This window comes from Ferrimonas sediminum, from assembly GCF_900100175.1.
In the GTDB taxonomy this organism is placed as follows: Bacteria; Pseudomonadota; Gammaproteobacteria; order Enterobacterales; family Shewanellaceae; genus Ferrimonas; species Ferrimonas sediminum.
Genome location: NZ_FNEM01000012.1, coordinates 20,833 through 39,891 on the forward strand (window position 1 = coordinate 20,833; position 19,059 = coordinate 39,891).

The 19,059-nt window shown below is 56.5% G+C and carries 14 protein-coding genes; all 14 read right to left on the bottom strand.

The window, feature by feature from the left end; all coding sequences use genetic code 11:
- Nucleotides 1-243: 243 nt before the first annotated feature.
- The 14 genes from BLT77_RS13435 to BLT77_RS13500 all read right to left on the bottom strand — a co-directional run bounded on the left by BLT77_RS13435 (nucleotide 244) and on the right by BLT77_RS13500 (nucleotide 18,856).
- Nucleotides 244-2,607 carry an efflux RND transporter permease subunit gene (locus BLT77_RS13435; protein ID WP_090366170.1) on the bottom strand — a complete coding sequence of 788 codons (2,364 nt, stop codon included), beginning with the start codon at nucleotides 2,605-2,607 and terminating at the stop codon, nucleotides 244-246.
- Nucleotides 2,608-2,616: 9 nt separating this feature from the next.
- Complete coding sequence (locus BLT77_RS13440; protein ID WP_176819314.1) at nucleotides 2,617-3,627, bottom strand: WD40/YVTN/BNR-like repeat-containing protein; 1,011 nt, start codon at nucleotides 3,625-3,627, stop codon at nucleotides 2,617-2,619.
- Between the two features lie 67 nt (nucleotides 3,628-3,694).
- Nucleotides 3,695-5,059, bottom strand: a complete 1,365-nt coding sequence (locus BLT77_RS13445) for a DUF1329 domain-containing protein (protein ID WP_090366175.1) — start codon at nucleotides 5,057-5,059, stop codon at nucleotides 3,695-3,697.
- A 15-nt stretch (nucleotides 5,060-5,074) separates the two neighbouring features.
- A complete protein-coding gene (locus BLT77_RS13450; protein WP_090366178.1) occupies nucleotides 5,075-7,150 on the bottom strand; it encodes a DUF1302 domain-containing protein in 2,076 nt (691 codons plus the stop codon).
- A 309-nt stretch (nucleotides 7,151-7,459) separates the two neighbouring features.
- Complete coding sequence (locus BLT77_RS13455) at nucleotides 7,460-7,681, bottom strand: DUF2835 family protein (RefSeq protein ID WP_090366181.1); 222 nt, start codon at nucleotides 7,679-7,681, stop codon at nucleotides 7,460-7,462.
- Nucleotides 7,682-7,717: 36 nt separating this feature from the next.
- Nucleotides 7,718-10,315, bottom strand: a complete 2,598-nt coding sequence (gene pepN, locus BLT77_RS13460) for an aminopeptidase N (protein WP_090366184.1) — start codon at nucleotides 10,313-10,315, stop codon at nucleotides 7,718-7,720.
- A 246-nt stretch (nucleotides 10,316-10,561) separates the two neighbouring features.
- Entirely contained in the window at nucleotides 10,562-11,929 is a 1,368-nt protein-coding gene (locus BLT77_RS13465; RefSeq protein ID WP_090366186.1) for a sodium-dependent transporter, read from the bottom strand.
- 373 nt (nucleotides 11,930-12,302) lie between these two features.
- A complete protein-coding gene (locus tag BLT77_RS13470; protein WP_090366190.1) occupies nucleotides 12,303-12,590 on the bottom strand; it encodes a tetrachloroethene dehalogenase in 288 nt (95 codons plus the stop codon).
- Nucleotide 12,591: 1 nt separating this feature from the next.
- Nucleotides 12,592-13,998 (bottom strand): reductive dehalogenase, encoded by a 1,407-nt coding sequence (locus tag BLT77_RS13475; protein WP_090366192.1) that lies wholly within the window; start codon nucleotides 13,996-13,998, stop codon nucleotides 12,592-12,594.
- Between the two features lie 107 nt (nucleotides 13,999-14,105).
- A complete protein-coding gene (locus BLT77_RS13480) occupies nucleotides 14,106-15,053 on the bottom strand; it encodes a LysR family transcriptional regulator (protein WP_090366195.1) in 948 nt (315 codons plus the stop codon).
- Between the two features lie 274 nt (nucleotides 15,054-15,327).
- Nucleotides 15,328-17,385 carry a carboxy terminal-processing peptidase gene (gene prc / locus BLT77_RS13485; RefSeq protein WP_090366200.1) on the bottom strand — a complete coding sequence of 686 codons (2,058 nt, stop codon included), beginning with the start codon at nucleotides 17,383-17,385 and terminating at the stop codon, nucleotides 15,328-15,330.
- A 51-nt stretch (nucleotides 17,386-17,436) separates the two neighbouring features.
- Entirely contained in the window at nucleotides 17,437-18,081 is a 645-nt protein-coding gene (gene proQ / locus BLT77_RS13490; RefSeq protein WP_090366205.1) for an RNA chaperone ProQ, read from the bottom strand.
- Nucleotides 18,071-18,370 carry a hypothetical protein gene (locus BLT77_RS13495; protein WP_090366208.1) on the bottom strand — a complete coding sequence of 100 codons (300 nt, stop codon included), beginning with the start codon at nucleotides 18,368-18,370 and terminating at the stop codon, nucleotides 18,071-18,073. The genes proQ and BLT77_RS13495 overlap by 11 nt, the downstream gene beginning before the upstream one ends.
- Nucleotides 18,371-18,856 carry a GAF domain-containing protein gene (locus tag BLT77_RS13500; RefSeq protein WP_425431735.1) on the bottom strand — a complete coding sequence of 162 codons (486 nt, stop codon included), beginning with the start codon at nucleotides 18,854-18,856 and terminating at the stop codon, nucleotides 18,371-18,373. It lies immediately after the preceding gene.
- Nucleotides 18,857-19,059 lie beyond the last annotated feature (203 nt).

Here is a 19,059-nt window from a genome sequence, read left to right on the forward strand (position 1 = left end):
CCTCTGCTGCAATGGCACCAGTATTTTATTATGGTTTTTCCAGCCGCAGTGGCCCCTTCGGCCCCGCGACTTGAAGCGAAGTGTATCACCATTTTTTGGGAACTGTGAGCACAAACCACTTTCGAAAATAGCGGTTATAGGCGGTTAAACAGGAAGATCTGAAAAAAGCGTCAATAATGCACGCTTTCTATGCAACAAAGGCCGCAAATGCGGCCTTTTTATTCATGGTGGCTATTTAGGCAATCAAGCTTTTCGATTAAACCACAACAACTTAACCATTGCCGGTAGGAGAATAATCGCGGCTAACATGTTCACTAGGAACATAAACGTCAACATTATCCCCATGTCCATCTGGAACTTCAGCGCCGAGAACACCCAGGTACTGACCCCTACCGCCAGAGTAATGCCGGTGAACACCACCGCGTTACCCCGATCGCACAGCGCCTTGAGGTAAGCCTGCTGAACCGGCATGCCCTCGCGCAACAGCATCGACATGCTCGACAGAATGTAGATGCCGTAGTCGACGCCGATCCCTACCCCCAGTGCGATCACCGGCAGTGTCGATACCGTGAGGCCAATCTCCAGCATGCTCATCAACGCCTGGGCCAGCGTAGACACCAGATACAAGGGCACAATCACCGCAATGGTGGCCCGAATGGATCGGAAGCTCACCAGACACAACAGGAACACCGCGCCGTAGACGTACAGCATCATCGGCGTCTGCGCCGCTTCTACCGCTTCGTTGGTGGCCGCCATGACCCCTACCGGACCGGAGGCCAGTCGGAACTTCAGCTCATCGGTGTCGTATTCCGCTGTCAACCTCTTCACTTCCGCGACCACGGTGTCGATGGTGACCGCCTTGTGATCCTTAAGGAACAGATATACCGGCATCACGCTGCAGTCGTTGTTCAACAGTCCGGTGGAAGTGGGGATCTGAGCCACCGACTGCACCAGGGTCGCCGTGGTTCTCGGCAGCACCCGCCAACGTGGATTACCTTCATTAAAGCCGCCGTTGACCACCCGCGCCACCGACCCCAGACTGGCGGCAGACTCGACGCCGGGGACGTTCTCCATCTGCCACTGGAACCGATCGATGCGTTCCAGTACGTGGTGGTAGGTACAGGCTTCCGGGAAGGCCTCCACAATCACCGTCAGTACGTCGGTGGTGATGGAGAACTTGTCGGTAATGAAGGCCGTGTCGAGGTTGTAGCGGCTGTCGGCCTTAAGCGCCGGCGCCCCGGCATGCAGATCGCCAATCTTCATCTGCTGCGATTTGAGGTAACCGGCACCGTAGAGCACCACGGCCACCGAGACGATGATCACTGCCCAGCGCTTGGAGGCGAATACCGAGATTCCCTTCCAGACCGGCGATACCGAGGCATGGGCGATGCGCATTTTGGCCAGGTACCGGTCACTGAAGCTGACAAACGACAGCAACACCGGCAGCAGCACCAGGTTGGTAAGGATGATCACCGCCACCCCCAATGACGCGGTGATGGCCAGCTCGCGAATGATGCCGATGTCGATGGACAGCAGGGTCAGAAAGCCGATGGTGTCCGACAGCAGCGCCACGCCACCGGGGATCAGCAGGCTGCGAAACGCCAGTTGGGCTGCCGCCTTGGCGTTGTGCCCTTCGGCCACCTTATGGCCGACGGCGTTGATCATCTGCACCCCGTGACTGACGCCGATGGCAAACACCAGGAAAGGAACCAGAATCGACATCGGATCCAGACCGAAGCCGAGTACCGTCAATCCCCCTAACTGCCACACCACGGCGATCAGAGAACACAGCAACGGCAGCAGGGTCAATTTGATGCTGCGGCAGAAATACCACACCATCAGCGCAGTAATAAACAGGGCGATAACGAAGAACGCCACCACACCGGCCGCGCCTTCGGCCACATCACCGGCCATCTTGGCAAAGCCGATGATGTGAATCTTAATCTGGTCGTCCTGATACTTGACCCTCAGCTCCTGCTCCAGAGTCTCGGCCAGTGCCAGCACGTCCATGGGCTTGGTCATCTCGGTCAGGCCCAGGGCCTGCGCTTCCGCCCGCTCCTGCTCATTCAGGGCGATGCGATCCAGTAGCTGAGCGCTGACCATGGCGGCACTGAAATCATCGGCCACCAACCGTCCGACGGCACCGGCCTTTTCAATGTTGCCCTTGACCACCGCCAGCCCTTCCGAGTTCGGCCTGAAATCGGCGGGAATCACCGGTCCGCCCTGGAAGCCATCTTCCACCACCTCGGTAAACCGGGTTGAGGGCGAGTACAGGGATTTCACCAGGCTGCGGTTAACACCGGGAACGAAGAACAGCTGATCGTGAATCTCACGCAGCACTTCAAAAAACTTGGGGTTGAAGATATTGCCACTGCTGTCCTCTACCGCCACCATGATGCTGTTGGCACCGCCAAACTGCTCCTGGTGTTTGAGATAGGTGGCCATGTAGGGGTGATTGAGCGGAATGTTCTTGGTAAAGGCCGCGTCCATCTTTAACTGGCCGGCACTGAATGCCAATGCCACGGTGGCAATGGCAAAAACCACCATTACCAGCTTTCGTTGCCGGAACAACAGCTGTTCAATCCAATTCACCATCCTTGTGGTCATAACTGCTCCTTACTGCTTTATGGTGATGTCTTGAACACCGTGGGAACCGACCACCCAGTATTGACCGGGTTGGCCTTCCACTACATCCACCAGATCCTGGCCCTTGGCCACCTGGTGGACGACAAAATCGTCGCTGTCTTTTTTCCGGCGCGCCAGAATGCCACCGTTGGCAACCAGGATGACGCTGCCGTCACTCATGACCCGGCCACCGTTAAAGGTGGACAGGGTGTCGACCTCCAACGGGTACCAGCTTTGACCCTGATCGGTACTCTGAAATACATTGCCGCGCAGGCCGAAAGCCACCCAGTCGCCCCCCTGAGTCTCTACCATATCCAGCAAAGAGCCGAAGTAGACTTCCGGCAACCGGGTCCAGGTCTTGCCCTGATCGGTGGAACGGGCCATCAGCCCCATCTCGCCGACGATGAACAAGGAGCCGTCTTTCAGTTCGGTGATGCCGTTGATGTGAGGCAGCATCGCTGCCCGCTCGGCCAGGTAGTCCTGTTCACTTTCCTCGCGGATCTCCTCCAGGTAGAGTCGATCGTCTTCGATGAGCAGTGAATCGAGAAACTCAAACTGCCAGTGCTTGCCACCATCGGCGGTTCGAAACAGCTGGCCGTAGGCGCCGACGGTGATGCCGTTGTCGCTATCGAAGAAATGGGCGTCGAGCAGCGGAATCTCCACCTCCGGCAACCATTGCTGTACCTGCCAGCTGGCGCCGCCGTCGTCGGTGCGCAGTATGGTGGCGTCATGACCCAGGGCCCAGCCCAGGCTGTCATTGACCATCACCACCCGGGTCAGCATGGTGCTGACCGGTACCTTGGCCTGTTGCCACTCGCCCTTACCGCTTGGTGAATACAGAACGTGACCCCGGTTGCCCACCGCAATCATTCCATTCGAGGTCTGAGCCAGGCTCATCATCGGACTGACGCTTGCTTTGGTGGCATGAATTGCCGGATTAGGCAATGGAGTGGGGACATCCGCCAGTACGGGCGTTCCGATCAGCACAAGCGGAAATAACATTGTATACCGCATAGTTATATTCCATAGCGGGGGCACCGGAGTGCCCCCTATTCTTATTGTGATGGGATTAGCGACGTCCGCTGCGTCGCAGTGAGTTGGTGGTAAACTCCTTCTTGACGCTGAACTCCTCTTCGAAGCTGGCAACGCCGTCTTCGTTATCCAGACCCATGGCCAGGTAACGGCGGGAGCTCAGGTCATAGAACACCTCCAGGGTGGTCCAGACCGTGGGCAGGTCGTAGTAGTTGACCGCGTGTGCCATACCGACTCGATACAGCTCGTCACGCTTGTCGTACAAGTCGACCAGGCTCACCTGCCAGCTGTCCTCATCCAGATAGAAGGTTCGGGTTTTGTACAGGTGGCTGATGCCATCCTTGAGGGTCGCTTCCACTTCCCACACCCGGTGTTTCTCCCAGCGCACCAGATCCATGTTGATGTGACCCGGCTTGAGGATCTGTTTGTACTTGATATCGGCACCGTGCAACTTGTAGTTGTTGTACGGAATCAACAACTCTTTCTTACCCTTAAGGGTCCAGTTGTAGCGCGATGGCGAACCGTTATACATATCGAAGTCATCGGTGGTACGCATGCCGTCGGAGGCGGTACCCGGGGTGTCGAAGGCCACGTTCGGAGCCCGGCGAACCCGGCGCTGGCCGGTGTTGTAGGTCCAGGCCTTACGCGGCTCCTTCTCCTGATCCATGGTTTCATGCACCAGCAGCGCGGTACCGGCCAGTCGAGCCGGAGAGGTCACGACCTGCTTGAAGTAGAACAGCAGGTTGTCTTTCTCCAATGCAACGGCGTTGGCATCCTGACGCGAGTAGAGGAACTTAATCTTCTCGTCGGTCTTCACCAGGGTGTAACTGCCGCCAGCCGTCGGGGCTGCCTGACCACGCAGAATGTGGGCATCGGTACCGCGATAGCGAAGGATGTGGTTCCAGATCGCTTCCAGACCGTTGGTCGGCATCGGGAACGGCACCCCGATGGCGGCGTTCTTCAGGCCGTTACCGCCGGCTACCAACTCGGCGGTGGTGGCGTTGGCCACCGAGGCGTCGTAGATAAACTGAGGGTAGGAGGCGCTGCGATGGGTCGGATACACGTCCATCTTGAAGGTGTCCGGATACATCTCAAACATCTTGATGATACCCGGGGTCAGCAAGGCTTTATGCTGATCCACATTGGCGGCGGTAATGGAGTACAACATCGCGTCGCCGGCGTAGGGATCGGTATGGAACTGACCGGACTGATAATCTGCCGGCGCCTGGGTGATGCCACCATCCCAGGCGGGAATGGATCCATCGGCGTTGCCCGCCTTCTCTGCGCCAACCGGAGTCAGAGTGGAACCCAAAGCCTTGGCCTGCTCCGGAGTCACCTTGGCGGCGACACCAAAGCTGCACGATACGGCGAGTGCTGCGGCAATAATACTGAATTTTTTCATTTCCCCTCTCCCCCGTTAGATAGAGAACTTAAGGTTAAAGGAGACAAAGTCTTTGTCTTCCATGGAGTTAGTAGAACCCTTTCCATCCCAGAAAGCGTTATAGCTGAGATCGGCGGACCAGCGGCTCTGGTAATCGAAGCTCAGCGTAGCCGAGGCCGACTTGCGCTCTTCCACAAACAGGAACAGTGGGTCCGGAGTGGTACCACTGACGTCGTGAGAGAACACCAGACGTGGTGACATGTTCCAGCCAAAGGCCACGTTGGAGTAATCCCACTTGGCGATCAGGCGATAGCCCCAGGCGGAGTCGGTTGGGAAGTCGTCCTCCTCAGGACCGTTGTGGAGAATGTCCAGAACCGCCAGGTTGTCTTCCCGCCCGGCCGAACCGGCACGTTCGGTACCTGGGCCGTTCATCCGCAGAACCGCTTCATCGGGCATGTCGTGCAACCACACGCCGCCAATCTCGGCCAGCATCAGGAAGTTGTCCGCGCCCATGCTGGGGCCGAAGATGTGGGTCAGAGTCATCTGTACCTGAGTACTGTCGGTCAGTACGTAACCCGGTGCACGTTCACCCGGGCCGGCCTTGGAGCCGTCTGGCAGGGTGTACTGGGACAGATCTTTAAAGATGGCGTAGGTTACCGGGTCGGCGTTGTACAACTGCTCCGGCATCGCCGCAAACAGCAGTTCTACATCATCAATCTGCAGCGGCTCATCCTGGCGATAAGCCACTTCACCGGCTACCGAGGTATCGCCGATGGTGGTGTTAAAGGAGACACCATAGAGTTTAATGTCTTCCGGGTACTCCAGCTCGGCCTTGGAGAAGGTCTGCAGATCCAGCAGGTCCTGACGACTGACGTCACCATTAAGGCCGGCCAGGGTAGCCAGATCCGCCGCCACCGCGTCGGCGCCAAAGTTGGCAGTCTGGCCGCTGATCAGCGGGCGACGACTGTGGTAGTTCATGAAGTAGAAGCCAAATTCGGTGTCGTTCCACTGCGGCGCAAAATAGCCCAGCTTCAAACCGAACTGGCCCTGATCATCGGGCTCATTTTCATGGCCGATAAGGGTGGCCTTGGTGGGGTAAGCCAACGCAAACGGCGCCAATTGAGCCAGTCCAGCCGCCCCGCCCGCTTCCGCAGCCTGTCCGGCTACCATGCTGAGCTGGCTGTACTGCTGCAGCAACCAATCCAGGGTGTTGTCCGGATTGGACGTAAAACCCAACTGGGCGTTGTTGGCGTAACCACCGGCACCGGCGAAATCGTTACTGGAGAAGTAGGTGCCGGTCACCGGCAGGCGGGTCTGCTCCCAGCGATACTGGTAGAACGCCTCGAAGTTGAGGTTCTCGGTGATCCCCAACGACGCCCATACCATGCCGACCGGAATAAACGCTTCCTTCAGCTCCGAGCCCGGTGCCTGCAGACGCGCCAGATCCACCGGGTTGATGTTGTTGATGCCATGGGCAATCAGGGTGCTTTCGCCCCAGCTGACCACCTGCTCACCGACGCGAACCGACAGCGGCATGTCGCCAATGTCCCAGTCCGCGAAGAAGTAAGCGTCGAGCAGTCGAATGTCGGAACAGGCGTACTCGGACGCCTTATCGTCATCACACACATCGTATTTGGCCCCGGAAACCGGGTTGCGGTAATCAAAGTCGGAATCTTCCATGCGCTTGTCATAGAAGTACATGCCTCGAACGAAGATCCCCATGTTGTCATACACCAACTCGAGTTCGTGCAGGCCTTTGAAGATTTCAGAGAAGGTATCGCCCTGATCATACAGAACGTTTGCCAGATCGCCGTTGGCTGAATAAGAACCCGGCATGGCAAACAGCTGGTCGCCACCGTAGATTTCGTTAAAACGACTGTTGGCAAAATCGAATCCGTACCCGGTCCAGTCCAGGCCAGGCTGACTGGATTTGGCAATCTTGCTGTAGTCGCGGTCTTCTACCCGCCACGCAGCACCCACTGTCCAGGTCGAATCAAAACTCCCCTCTATCTCTCCCCAATTGAAAGTGACAGCTGCAGCAGGACCTGACAATATCAATCCGATACTGGCAGCCAACGCTGAGCGGCGAAAAACCAATGCGCCTTGTCTCATTATCGCGGTTCTCCCTTCCCTGAATTTGTTGTTTTGGCATGCATCGCCAAGTAACGACACATTAACCCCATTGTTACAACAACACACACAGTGCCGCAACCTTTTTAGGAGGGAGAAACAGGTTAATTTTTAGGGAGTTAACTCAACTTTTCTGGCTAAGTCAGAGTCGAAATTTGATTCTGGGGCAGACAGGCCGGGGCATCTGAGCGTAAGCTCTTGAATTTAAGCATTTTTGCGCCAACAAACAAAAACAGTCAAAAATACAACAGGCGTTTGAAGTAAAAACTCTATGCTTTGACCAACAAGAAGTTAGCTGATTTTTATCAATTCGTTAAATTGACCGTTTAAATCCAGAGTCAGTTTAAACCGGCCATGTACGCCGTTGGCGGAAACAAAGGGACGCAAAAACCGCGGATGGAGGTGAATCACCTTGCCCTGCAGGCTGCGCACCACGACCACCTGAACCTGGCCCTGATAGTAACGTTGCATCTGGTTGGCACTGATGCCGAGATCGAAGATATATTGACTCATAGTAGATGGGCGGCGGCCTGCGCCGCCGCCGTTTCCTTAACTCAGGCTCTTGGATACCTTCTCATACAGATCCCGGGACAGATCCCCCATCGCCATCAGTTCGGTCAAGCCGGCCTTCATCGCCTGCTGACGGGTCGCGTCATGACGCTTAAAGCCGATGAGCGGTGTAATGATGCGGGCGGCACATTGAGGATTGATGCCGTTAAGGGTTTTCAGTTGCTCCACCAGGAACGTATACCCTTTGCCGCTGACGTCATGAAACGCCATCGGGTTGGCTTCGGCAAAGGCACCAATCAGTGCACGAACCCGGTTAGGGTTGGCCATATCGAAACGCGGATGGCTCATGGCGGCCTCGATGGCACCCAGAGCCTTGTCAACACTCTGTGGCGCCATCGCCGTCTGACTAAACCACTTGTCCATCACCAGCACATCGTCGTGCCAGCGGGCCTCAAAGCGACTCATAAGATCTTCGCGGCCCGGCAACAACGCGCGATTGGCGGCGGTCAGCGCCCCCAGGCTGTCGGTCATGTTGTCCGCTTCGGCAAACTGGCGACTGACACGCTCATCGTCACCATCGAGGGCCAGCAACTCCAGCAGGGTGTTTTTCAGGCTGCGGATGGCGGCATCGGCCTGCCCCTGCTTCTGCTGCTGTTGGCAGGCGTCGTAACGGCTGCTGATAACCGGCTTCAGGGCACGGGTCAGTTGCCTCTGGATCTCAACCCGAGCCTGATACAACTTCACCACATCGCTGCCTGGACGACCGTCCAGCAGTGTCGCTACGGACGGCAGGTTCAGCAGTTCCGCAACCAGAGCCGCGTCCACCCGTTCGTTGACCAGCACCGACTCGAAAGCGGTGACCAGTGACCGGGACAACGATACATCGGCATTATCAAAGACACTGTAGATGGCTCCGGTCAGCAGGCTCTGGGCCGCATCCCAACGAGCCACAGCGTTGTTGGCGTGGGCCATCAGCAGGCACAGCGCCTGTTCATCCTGGGCAAACTCCAGTTTCACCGGCGCCGAGAACTCCTGCAGCAACGACGCCACCGGGGCTTCATTGACGCCATCGAGGACCAACGTGCCCTGCTCCTCCATCAGGCTGTAGAGGCCATTAAAGGGCTGCCCGTCAACCATAGCGGCGATGGCGTTGCCCTGGCTGTCCAGCAGTTCCAGTTTCACCGGAATGTGCAGCGGCAGTTTGTCGGCCTGATCCGCCGTCGCCGCGGTGTGCTGGCGGAACATCAGGGTGTATTGGGCTTTGGCCGCATCATAGTGTTCGGTCACGCTCAGGTGAGGGGTGCCGGACTGGCTGTACCAACGACGGAACAGGGTCAGATCCACGCCGCTGGCATCCTCCATCGCCTGGACAAAGTCATCACAGGTCACCGCTTGACCATCATGACGTTCAACGTAGCACTGCATCCCTTTCTGGAACCCGTCCTCGCCCAACAGGGTGTGCATCATGCGAATGATCTCCGCCCCCTTGTCGTAGACGGTGACGGTGTAGAAGTTGTTCATCTCAATCACCTTCTCAGGGCGAATTGGATGCGCCATCGGGCCGGCGTCTTCGGCAAACTGGACGCCGCGGATGGTTTTCACCGCCGCGATGCGGTTCACTGCCCGGGAACCCAGATCGGAGGAGAACTCCTGATCCCGAAACACCGTCAATCCCTCTTTGAGACTCAACTGGAACCAGTCGCGACAGGTGATGCGGTTACCGGTCCAGTTGTGGAAATACTCATGGCCGATGATGGACTCGATGCGGTCGAACTCGGCATCGGTGGCACTGTCGCCGTCGGCCAGCACGCATTTGGAGTTAAACACGTTCAGGCCCTTGTTCTCCATGGCGCCCATGTTGAAGAAGTCCACCGCCACGACCATGTAGATGTCCAGGTCGTACTCCAGGCCGAAACGATCCTCATCCCATTTCATCGCCGCCTTCAGGCTGGCGATGGCGTGGTGACCGCGTTGCTCCTGGCCTTTATCCACGAACAGTTGCAGCTCGACCCGGCGGCCACTACGGGTAACGAAATGATCATCGAGACGGTCGAAGTCACCGGCCACCAGGGCAAACAGATAGCTGGGTTTCGGGAACGGATCTTCCCAGGTAGCAAAGTGCCAGCCGTTTTCCAGCTCTCCGCTGTCGATCTTGTTGCCGTTACCCAACAGGTAGGGGTAGTCGGCCTTTGGCGCCTCGATGCGGGTGGTGTAGCGCGCCAGCACGTCGGGACGATCGAGGAAATAGGTGATGCGACGAAAGCCCTCGGCCTCACACTGGGTACAGAACACCCCTTGCGATTTATACAATCCCTCCAGGGCAGTGTTGTTGGCCGGATCGATCTCGGTTTCAATCACCAGCTCAAACTCAGGCAGATCCGCCTCAATCGTCAACTGGTCATCCTGCACCTGATAGCGGGACTGAGGCAGTGGCTGGCCGTCGATGGACACCGACAATAGGGACATCGACTCGCCACTGAGCATCAGGGTGGTCGCCGCCTCGTTCCGGCGATGTACCTGGCTGGTGGCCACAATCCGGGTCTGATGGTCATCCAGCCGAACGATCAGATTGAGGGTGTCGATGCTAAAATCACTGGGAGCGTAATCCAGTCGGTGGCGCGCTGTCGGTTGAGACATGCTGCGATTCTCCTTGCGTTAGTCTGTGCCTTCGCGGCGATAACCGAACCAGCACTTAGGTGTGCGGGCCCCACCCTGTCCACAGGGCAAGTAATGGCCAATGCCGGTTTGAACGATGACGCCCAGTATACCAAGAATTCTTACGGTTCCAGTGCAGCAGCCCTCAACCGCTGGACAATTAAACAGTTTTCACCGCCCAGAAAAAAGCGCCGACGGGCGGCGCTTGTTGAATCGGTCCTCTGACGGTCAGAGATTCAGCACACCAATAAGATTGAGGAACACCGCCACAATCGCCACCGGAGCCACAAAACGCAGTGACAGCTGCCACAACCGATACAGCGCCGGCGTGGTGTCCAGGGTGCGCCGGCTGATCTCCTCGGACACCGCCCAGCTGGCAAACACTGCGATGATCAAGCCTCCCAGGGGCAGCATGATGTTGGCGGTGATGTAGTCCAGCAGGTCAAAGAAGCTGATACGGATGTCGCCCCACAAAGACACCACACTCCATTCGGCGCCGGTCAGAGAGAAAACCGTCAACAGACTCGCGAGCCAGATGGCAAAGCCGGCCGACGCCGACGCCTGCCAACGGCTGAGGCCGCGATTTTCCACCAGCCAGGCGACACTGGATTCAATCAGGGCGATGGAGGAGGTAAACGCCGCAACGACCACCATCAGGAAAAAGCTGCCACCAAACAGTTGCCCCAGTGGCATCTGGCCAAAGGCGATGGGCAAACTCTGGAATATCAAGCCCGGTCCGGCTCCTGCCGGCAAGCCGTTGGCAAACACGATGGGAAAGATCGCCAACCCGGCCATCAGGGCCACCAGAGTATCCATAATGGCGATGTACACCGAGGTTTTCACTAACGAGGTGTTGTCCGGCAGGTAAGCGCCATACATCATCATAATGCCGGAGGCCAGTGACAGGGTGAAGAAACTGTGTCCGAGGGCGATAAGTACCCCGTTCCAGCTGAGTTTTGAGAAGTCGGCGGCAAACATAAACTGCACCGCCTCACTGAAGTTACCGGTAGCGGCGGCATAACCCACCATGATGGCCAACAGTACAAACAGGATTGGCATCATGAGGTTGACCGCTTTTTCCAGCCCCTTCTGTAACCCCTTGCCCACCACCAGCACGGTACCCAGCACAATAAAGCCACTCCACCCCATCAGGGCCCAGGGGCCGGCGTTCAGTTCTGTGAACAACAAGCCGATCTGTTCGGCTCCCTGGTTCTCAAAGCGGCCACTGAAGCCGTACCAGGTGTAAGCCACCGCCCAACCGGCAATCACCACATAGAAGGAGAGGATCAGAAATCCGGCCGCGACCCCGCCCCAACCGGTCACCCGCCAGGCGGAGGAGCGACCGGACGCCTTGGCCATCAACACCGCCGACCTCGCCGGAGTCTGACGACCGAACTTACCGATCATCACCTCGGCCATCATCACCGGGATACCAATCAGGGCGATGCACACCAGGTACACCAGTACAAAGGCGCCGCCGCCGTTTTCCCCCATGATATAGGGAAACTTCCAGATGTTACCCAGCCCCACAGCGGCGCCGGTGGCCGCCAGTACATAACTAAACCTGCTGGTCCACTGTCCATGATTCTGTGACATCCTTGCTACTCCCTAAGCCGGTGCAACGGCTCTGTGCCAATGGGCGTACTGCCCTAGAGCTCTGTTATTGTTAATATAATGTTGCTTATCCTTTAGATTTAGCACAATCGCCGCAGGATGCCCAGCCCCGGGGCAGCAGTTCGAGCCCCACACGGCAGCACAATCAGCGATAAATGGAGCCACCGCCCCCAATTCGAACCACCTCTGCCCTCTGCTACCCGACGGCTTGCCGCGGCCGGCCATAAAGTCAGTGATAGATCCCGTTAGTCGCCATGGCCTTTGGCCTATTGCCACCAACAGCGGCGGTGTCAGGCACGAAAAAACCGCCCGAAGGCGGTTTGTTTTAGCGACCCGGTAGGCTGCGGTTACGCCGCTAACGCTTGAGCAACCGCGGCCTGGGAGCGATGAAGTATCGCCAGGTGCAGGATAGCGTCAGCAGTCCACCAAGTCCGAAAATCATCAGCCCCATCGCCCCAGATTGGGCTTCCCCCTCGGCAAAGGAGGCCCATGACCAACCGATGGTGAGCCACACCAGGGCGGCGGAAGCGGCCAGCCCGAGATACGCTCTCCAATCCAGCCAGTAACGCGCACCGATGCTGGATACCGCATTCCATGCCACCACGGTCAGCATCCCCATTAAATACCATTGCAGTCCCATCATCTTAAACCTCCTTGTTCCAAAACAGGCTATGAGCCTTGGTCACATCCATATTGCCGTAACCAAACAGGGTATCCATCTCTCTCATAAAGGAATGGATTGGCCCCTTGGTAAAGGTGTTTGAAGCGTCAATCAACCTATGGTGCCAGAAATCCGGCTTGTTCCAGGGGCAGGCCTTGATGCAGTTGGTACAGGCAACGTTATTGTCGTGCCAGAACTTGTAGCATTTTTTGGCGTCGTTATAGAACTTGAGCACCCCCTTCTGGCCATGCCAGCCGATATCCGGGTTATCGGCGTCCTTGTAGGTCGGCGCATAGCTTGGTTCATCGTCGGTGGTGATCGCATCGGAGGGGCAGCGGTCGGCGCACAGTTTGCAATGACGACAAAACTCCATGATGCCGAAGTTCCTTGGCTTGTCGTACTCAACGAAATCAAGATCGGTCAACACTGCGGAGATCCGTACTCTGGGCCCCAGGCCAGGGGCAACCAAGGCACCGTTTCGGGCCCCCTCACCCAGCCCGGCCATGATGCCGTAGGCGACTTTGTTGATGGAGTCGTTGTGGGACGCGACCGCCTGGTAACCGAGACGACGGATAAAGTCGGCCAAAGAGCCGGCAGTCACCGCCATATCGGTATAGCCCTTGTTCACTGCCCCCACCGAGGTCGCCGCCGGCGAGGTGCGGATTCCGTCATAATCCATCTCGTGCAGCATGACGATGACGGTCTTGGGCTTAAACGGATACTCCTCCCATGAGACCTCCTTGTCCTGGAACATGTCGAACATCGGCTCGAAATTCCAACGCGGATCGTTATAGGTAATCCCCACCCGGGTTGCACCAAACAGCTTAGCGGCCCGCTTAATTCGAACGGCGGCATCCTGTTTTGAGTTAAATTGCCATTGGTGAGGCGCCAGGTTCTTCTGTTCCCAGCTACAGATCCCCGGAGCATTGGGCTGGCCGAATTTGGCCATCTTGCCCAGATAATCCAGGGGATGGGAGGCAGCACAAAACAGAGCCCAGTCGATCTGCTGATAGCCGGGCTTGTCACTCTGCCATTGCTCAGGGGGGCGGGTGTAATCGGAAGCGGCAAACAGGCCATCGTTGAACGTCCATCCTGGCGCCCCAGCAATCTCGGCAAACAGCCGATCACGCTCGGGATGCTTCCGGCGCATGGTCTCCGACGCCGCCTGGGAAAAGATCCAGTTTCGTTGGGCGAAAGGCTTGAGCACCGCCTCATCCACCGGCATGGGGAACCCCCCTTCAAAAGGCACTCCCTGAATTCGATTTCCGACCCAGGCCGCGGCGCCACCAGAGGCAGCGAGCCCCGCCGCCACTGCGCTCAACTTAAACAGTTTACGTCGTTCAAGATCCACCGGAGCCCCGGTCGGAGTCTGAGAAGGTTCGGTTGTCATTGGTTCCCCTTAAAAAGTACCATCAAAGTAATTCAAAATTATAATTTTGAAACTTAAGGTTTTTTAGAGGTTCGAACCGAAACCGCTTATGCTTCAGATGCATAACCCTAGTGGAAAAAATCAGTCAGCGCGTCCAGAAAGGCGCTCACCTTGGGCGACAACAACCGACGTGATGGGTAGATGCCGTTCAGTGTCATCCTGGTGGCATGCCGGCCGTCGAACAACCTCACCAGGCGCCCGTCACTGTCCTTGCGATCCACCAGTTCCTCCGGGCACCAGACTACACCCGCCCCCTGACGTGCCCAGTCCAGCGCCGGGCTAAATGTCTCGAAGCTGGCGATGGGATTGATGATCATCGACCGGGGTTGCCCTTCGTCGCTCCACTGCCACTCCCCCCGCTGCCAGAACTGATTTCGAACAAACAGGCAACGATGTTGGGGCAACTGCATCGGGTGGCTGATGGGGGCCGATGCCGCCAGGTACTCCTTACTGGCGTAAAAATCGATATTGAACTGTTTAACGGGCCGGGCAATTACTTTGCGGTCCGCGGGAAGGAAAGCGTGAATCATCAAGTCCATCTCGGCCGATTCAATGCCATCAATCAGCAACCGCCCGGGAGAGAGGTTATGGAAGTCCAGTTGAATCCGGGGATAGACGCTTAGAAAGTGATTGAAAAATTCCGTACCCAATACCTGCAATACCCATTGAGGCATACCGACGGAGAGCGCTCCGGCCGGTTCTTCCTGCGTCTGGCGCACAAAACTGAGGGTATTTTCAAAATCCGTACTCAACCTCTGGCTGTGGCTCAGGAACTGCGCCCCAAGTTCGGTGAGCGTCACGGTATGGGTGGTACGCTCGAACAATCGCAGATTCAGACTCTCTTCAAGTCGCCGTATACGCCGGCTGGCCGTTGGCTGGCTGATCCCCAACTGCTTGGCTGCGGTGCTAAAACTGCCGTATTTAGCCACCAGGTTAAACAGCGTCAATTCATCCAGCCTAAGCTGGCTAGCCAGGGTTTCATCGCTGCATTGCTGTTGTGGCGGACGCCTTGCCATATCATCTACTCCATGGAATACCAGTCGGTGGAGGGTTGTAACGGTTTGGCAGACAGAGTGCGGTGACCGCGCGCGAGTTTTTCAGTTTTACTAGGCTCAACCGCATCAACTCATGAACCTAATGCTGATGGGCCAGTTCAATTCGCGTTCTGACGTCTCAATGCGCGGCGGCTGAGCAGCCGCTGCCGGACAAGGCTGATGTCCCGATAACCGGCAAATTCAAACAGACATAAAAAAACCGCCCGTAGGCGGTTTTTTCAATAAAAGTCCACACTTACTTCTGCTTGGCCAGACGGCTCCAGTCCACCATATCAAAAGTGATGTTGGCCGACTCAGCCAGCAGGTAATCGTTGTCCTCGGCGCTGTCATCCATGGCCATCTCGTCGTCATCACCGGCGTCTTCCAGCTGCTTAAGCGGCTCCAGGCCCTGGCGCTTACGCCGTTCGTTGGTGCGCTTCAGCTCGGTGGCGTCGTCCGCTTCCCGTTTGGCCTCACGCTCGGATTTCACCAGACTGACGTAGCCTTTGTCTTTCTCGGCGCGGTACTCGCTGATGTCTTCCTTCAGGTAACCAAACTCAGGGTTGCTGTCGGTGCGCTTCAGGTAGTTGGCCGTCAGAGTACTGACCATGGTCTTAGGCACTTCATTAACGGTGTCGTAATGGGCCTTTGGCACCGAGTCCCAAGGCAGCGCATTGTCTTCCTGAGACTCACCGTACTCACCGGGCTCGAAGAAACTCGGGTACTCGATGTCCGGAGTGACCCCCTTCAACTGAGTACTGCCACCGTTGATTCGGTAGAATCGGGCGATGGTGTACTGAACGTGCCCCATGGGCTTCTCGAACAGATCGTACGCTTTGCTCAGGCTGCGGTGCTGCTGCACCGTTCCCTTACCAAAGGTCGGCTCACCGATCACCATGCCACGACCGTAGTCCTGCATGGCGGCGGCAAAGATCTCCGACGCAGAAGCGCTGTAACGGTTCACCAGCACGGTCATCGGACCGGAGTAGCTGATGCGGCCGTCGCCGTCGCGGTTGATGTTGATGCGACCTCGCTGATCGCGAATCTGAACCACGGGTCCCTGAGAGATAAACAGGCCGGTTAACAGGGTGGCTTCACTGAGGGAGCCACCACCGTTATTGCGCAAGTCGATGCTGATGGCTTCAACGTTTTCCGCCTCCAGCTTTTCCAACTCTTTGGCCACATCCTGAGAGATGTTGACGTAGAAACTCGGGATTTCGATAACACCGAGGCGACGCCCCTGATAGGGACCGTCACTTGGAACATAGACTTCCGATTTTACCGCCCGGTCTTCCAACTTCACCTTGTCACGAACGATGACAACGGTTTTAGGCTTGGCATTGCTGCCACCCTTCTTAGGCAGAATCTCCAGGGTAACCTTCGAGCCTTTCGGCCCTTTGATCAGCTCAACCACGTCATCCAGACGCCAACCGATGACATCGACGATCTCCTCCCCTTCCTGACCGACACCGGTGATGCGGTCTTCCGGTTTGAGGCCGCCATTGCTGTCTGCCGGGCCACCCGGAACCAGAGAGCGAATGGTGGTGTAATCGTCGCGCACCTGCAACACCGCACCGATCCCCTCCAGAGACAGGTTCATCTCGGTCTGGAAACGGTCGGCGTTACGGGGAGACAGGTAACTGGTGTGGGGCTCGATGCTGTAGGCAAAGGCCCCCATCACGTTCTGGAACACGTCTTCGGAGTGGGTCTGACTCAGGCGCTTAAGGGCGTTGTTGTAACGCTTACCCAGCATCTCCTTAATCTCGGACCACTCTTTGCCGGTCAGTTTCAGATTGAGGGCATCGTTCTTGACCCGCTGGCGCCACAGTTCGTCCAAGTCAGATTCTGACCGGGCCCACTGGGCGTCTTCGCGATCGAAGTAGTACTTGTCGCCGGCCTGATCGAAATCAAACGGCTTGTCCAGCAGGCTCAGGGCATAGCTGAAGCGGTTATAGCGCTTCTCCAGAGCCACCTGATAGATGCTGTACGCATCTTTCATGTCACCCTTTTGAATTGCCGCCGCAAAACCATCGCGATAGCGATTAAAGCCGTCCACCTCGGACTGGGTAAAGATGCTCTTGTTGAAATCGAGTTGCTCCAGGTAGCGATCAAAGATCTGCTGTGAGAACTCGGTATCCATCGCAAACTTTCGATAGTGAGAACGAGAAAAGAGGTTCGTAACCCGCTTGCTTGCCACCTTGTGCTGGGCTTCCTGCGCCAGTACGGGAATCTCATCTTGAGTGATTACCGGGCTCAGTGCCAGCGCCTGGACGCTGAACAACGCACCAGCAAACCAGGTTGCCAATCGGGTCATTTTAGGACTCGTTTTCACCATCAATACTTTACTCCTTTAGACCACTTTGGTTCAGATGCGAATGTGTGATGCCTTCACTTTAACAGTCATGCCTGAATCCAGACGGACCTGAACGTCATCTTTGTTGATATCAACAACAACACCGCTGGCCGGCGCCCGGCCCAACTGAACTTTAACCTTCTGGTCAACACTCAAAGCCGCAGCTTCAACGGTCTTCAGTTCGGGACGAGGCTTCTCTACACGCTTGGTTTCGGTGGCCTTGGCGCGAGGGGCAGAAGCGGGTTTACTCTTCAGCTTAGACCGTTTCTTTGCCTCAGGGTTTCCTTTGTTTTGCTTGCCCTGCTCAATTTTACGAGCCTTGGCTTTTTCCTGGCTCTCTTTCAGCGCCTGTTGAGCATGCTCAACGTGCTGGGCATCGATCTCACCGCAAGCTTCACCTTGCAGATCAACACGCTGGGTGCCAGCTTTGACGCAGCGCAGGTAGCGCCAGCTGTTGGTGTAACGACGCAGCGCCTGACGCAACTGGGTTTTACTCACAGTCTCGTCTTCGGCCAGGGCTTCAGCCAGGTCCTGGAACAAGCCAACTTTTAATGGTTTGGCGTCGCCCTCAAGGCTAAAACAGTTTGGAAACTTCTCACACAGAAAGGCGATTACCGCCTTGGTGTCGGAAAGCTTGGTTTGGTTCTCAGTAGTCATTAAACTCTTCCTGTCCCGATTGGTTGGCGAAGTGGTCAAACAGGGATTCAACGAACCCTGCAATCATATCATCGTCCAACTCGACTAATTCGGGATTGTGTTGCCAATACGGCCAGATGGCATCCAACATGGATTCCAGGGAAGCGGGCTCCATGTCGTCATCGGCCGCGTCATAAACTGCATGATAGAGGCGATTGAGATTATCTGCAGCAATCTCCTCTTCACCTTCCCAGTCGCCAATGCCTTCGGCATCGACTAGGTAACTGTGGATTGTGACCAGTTCTTTCATTTACAAACCCACCTTTTCAAGATGAGCTTCTAACTCGGTTATCAGGGCTTCAAAGCCAATCTGGTCCTGTTGCTGGAACCGCCCGATGAGCGGACTGTCCAGATCAAGGACGGCGATCACCTTGCCCCGGTAATGGATCGGAACCACCAGTTCAGAGTTACTGGCTGCATCGCAGGCGATGTGGCCGGCAAAGGCGTGCACATCGTCAACTCTCTGGGTACTGTCGGTGGCCACGGCGGTGCCACACACCCCTTTGCCAATCTCGATGCGCACACAAGCAACCTGCCCCTGAAACGGCCCAAGCACCAATGTACTGTCACTGTCCACCATATAAAATCCGGCCCAGTTAAGATCCGAGACCGAGTTATAGATAAGAGCGGAGAGATTGGCCAGATTGGCGATAAGATTGGGCTCACCTTCGATCAGGGCGCGGCCCTGTTTGACCAAAGTTGAGTAGGAATTGTTAATAGGGGTCGACATCATCATAGTGGTTAAGTCACATAAGGTTGCCATTAACCCAATTTCTCAAAGCCCAGTCAAGTCCGCAGCGCTGGTTAGACCAATTTAAATGGCTTTCCGAGCAAAAAATGGCGAATTTATTACGGGTTTCGCTATCATAGGTCCTATTACTTCATCTAAGTGGCGGTAAACTTTGTCGAATTGCTCCCTCCTCTGCCCTCATTGCGACC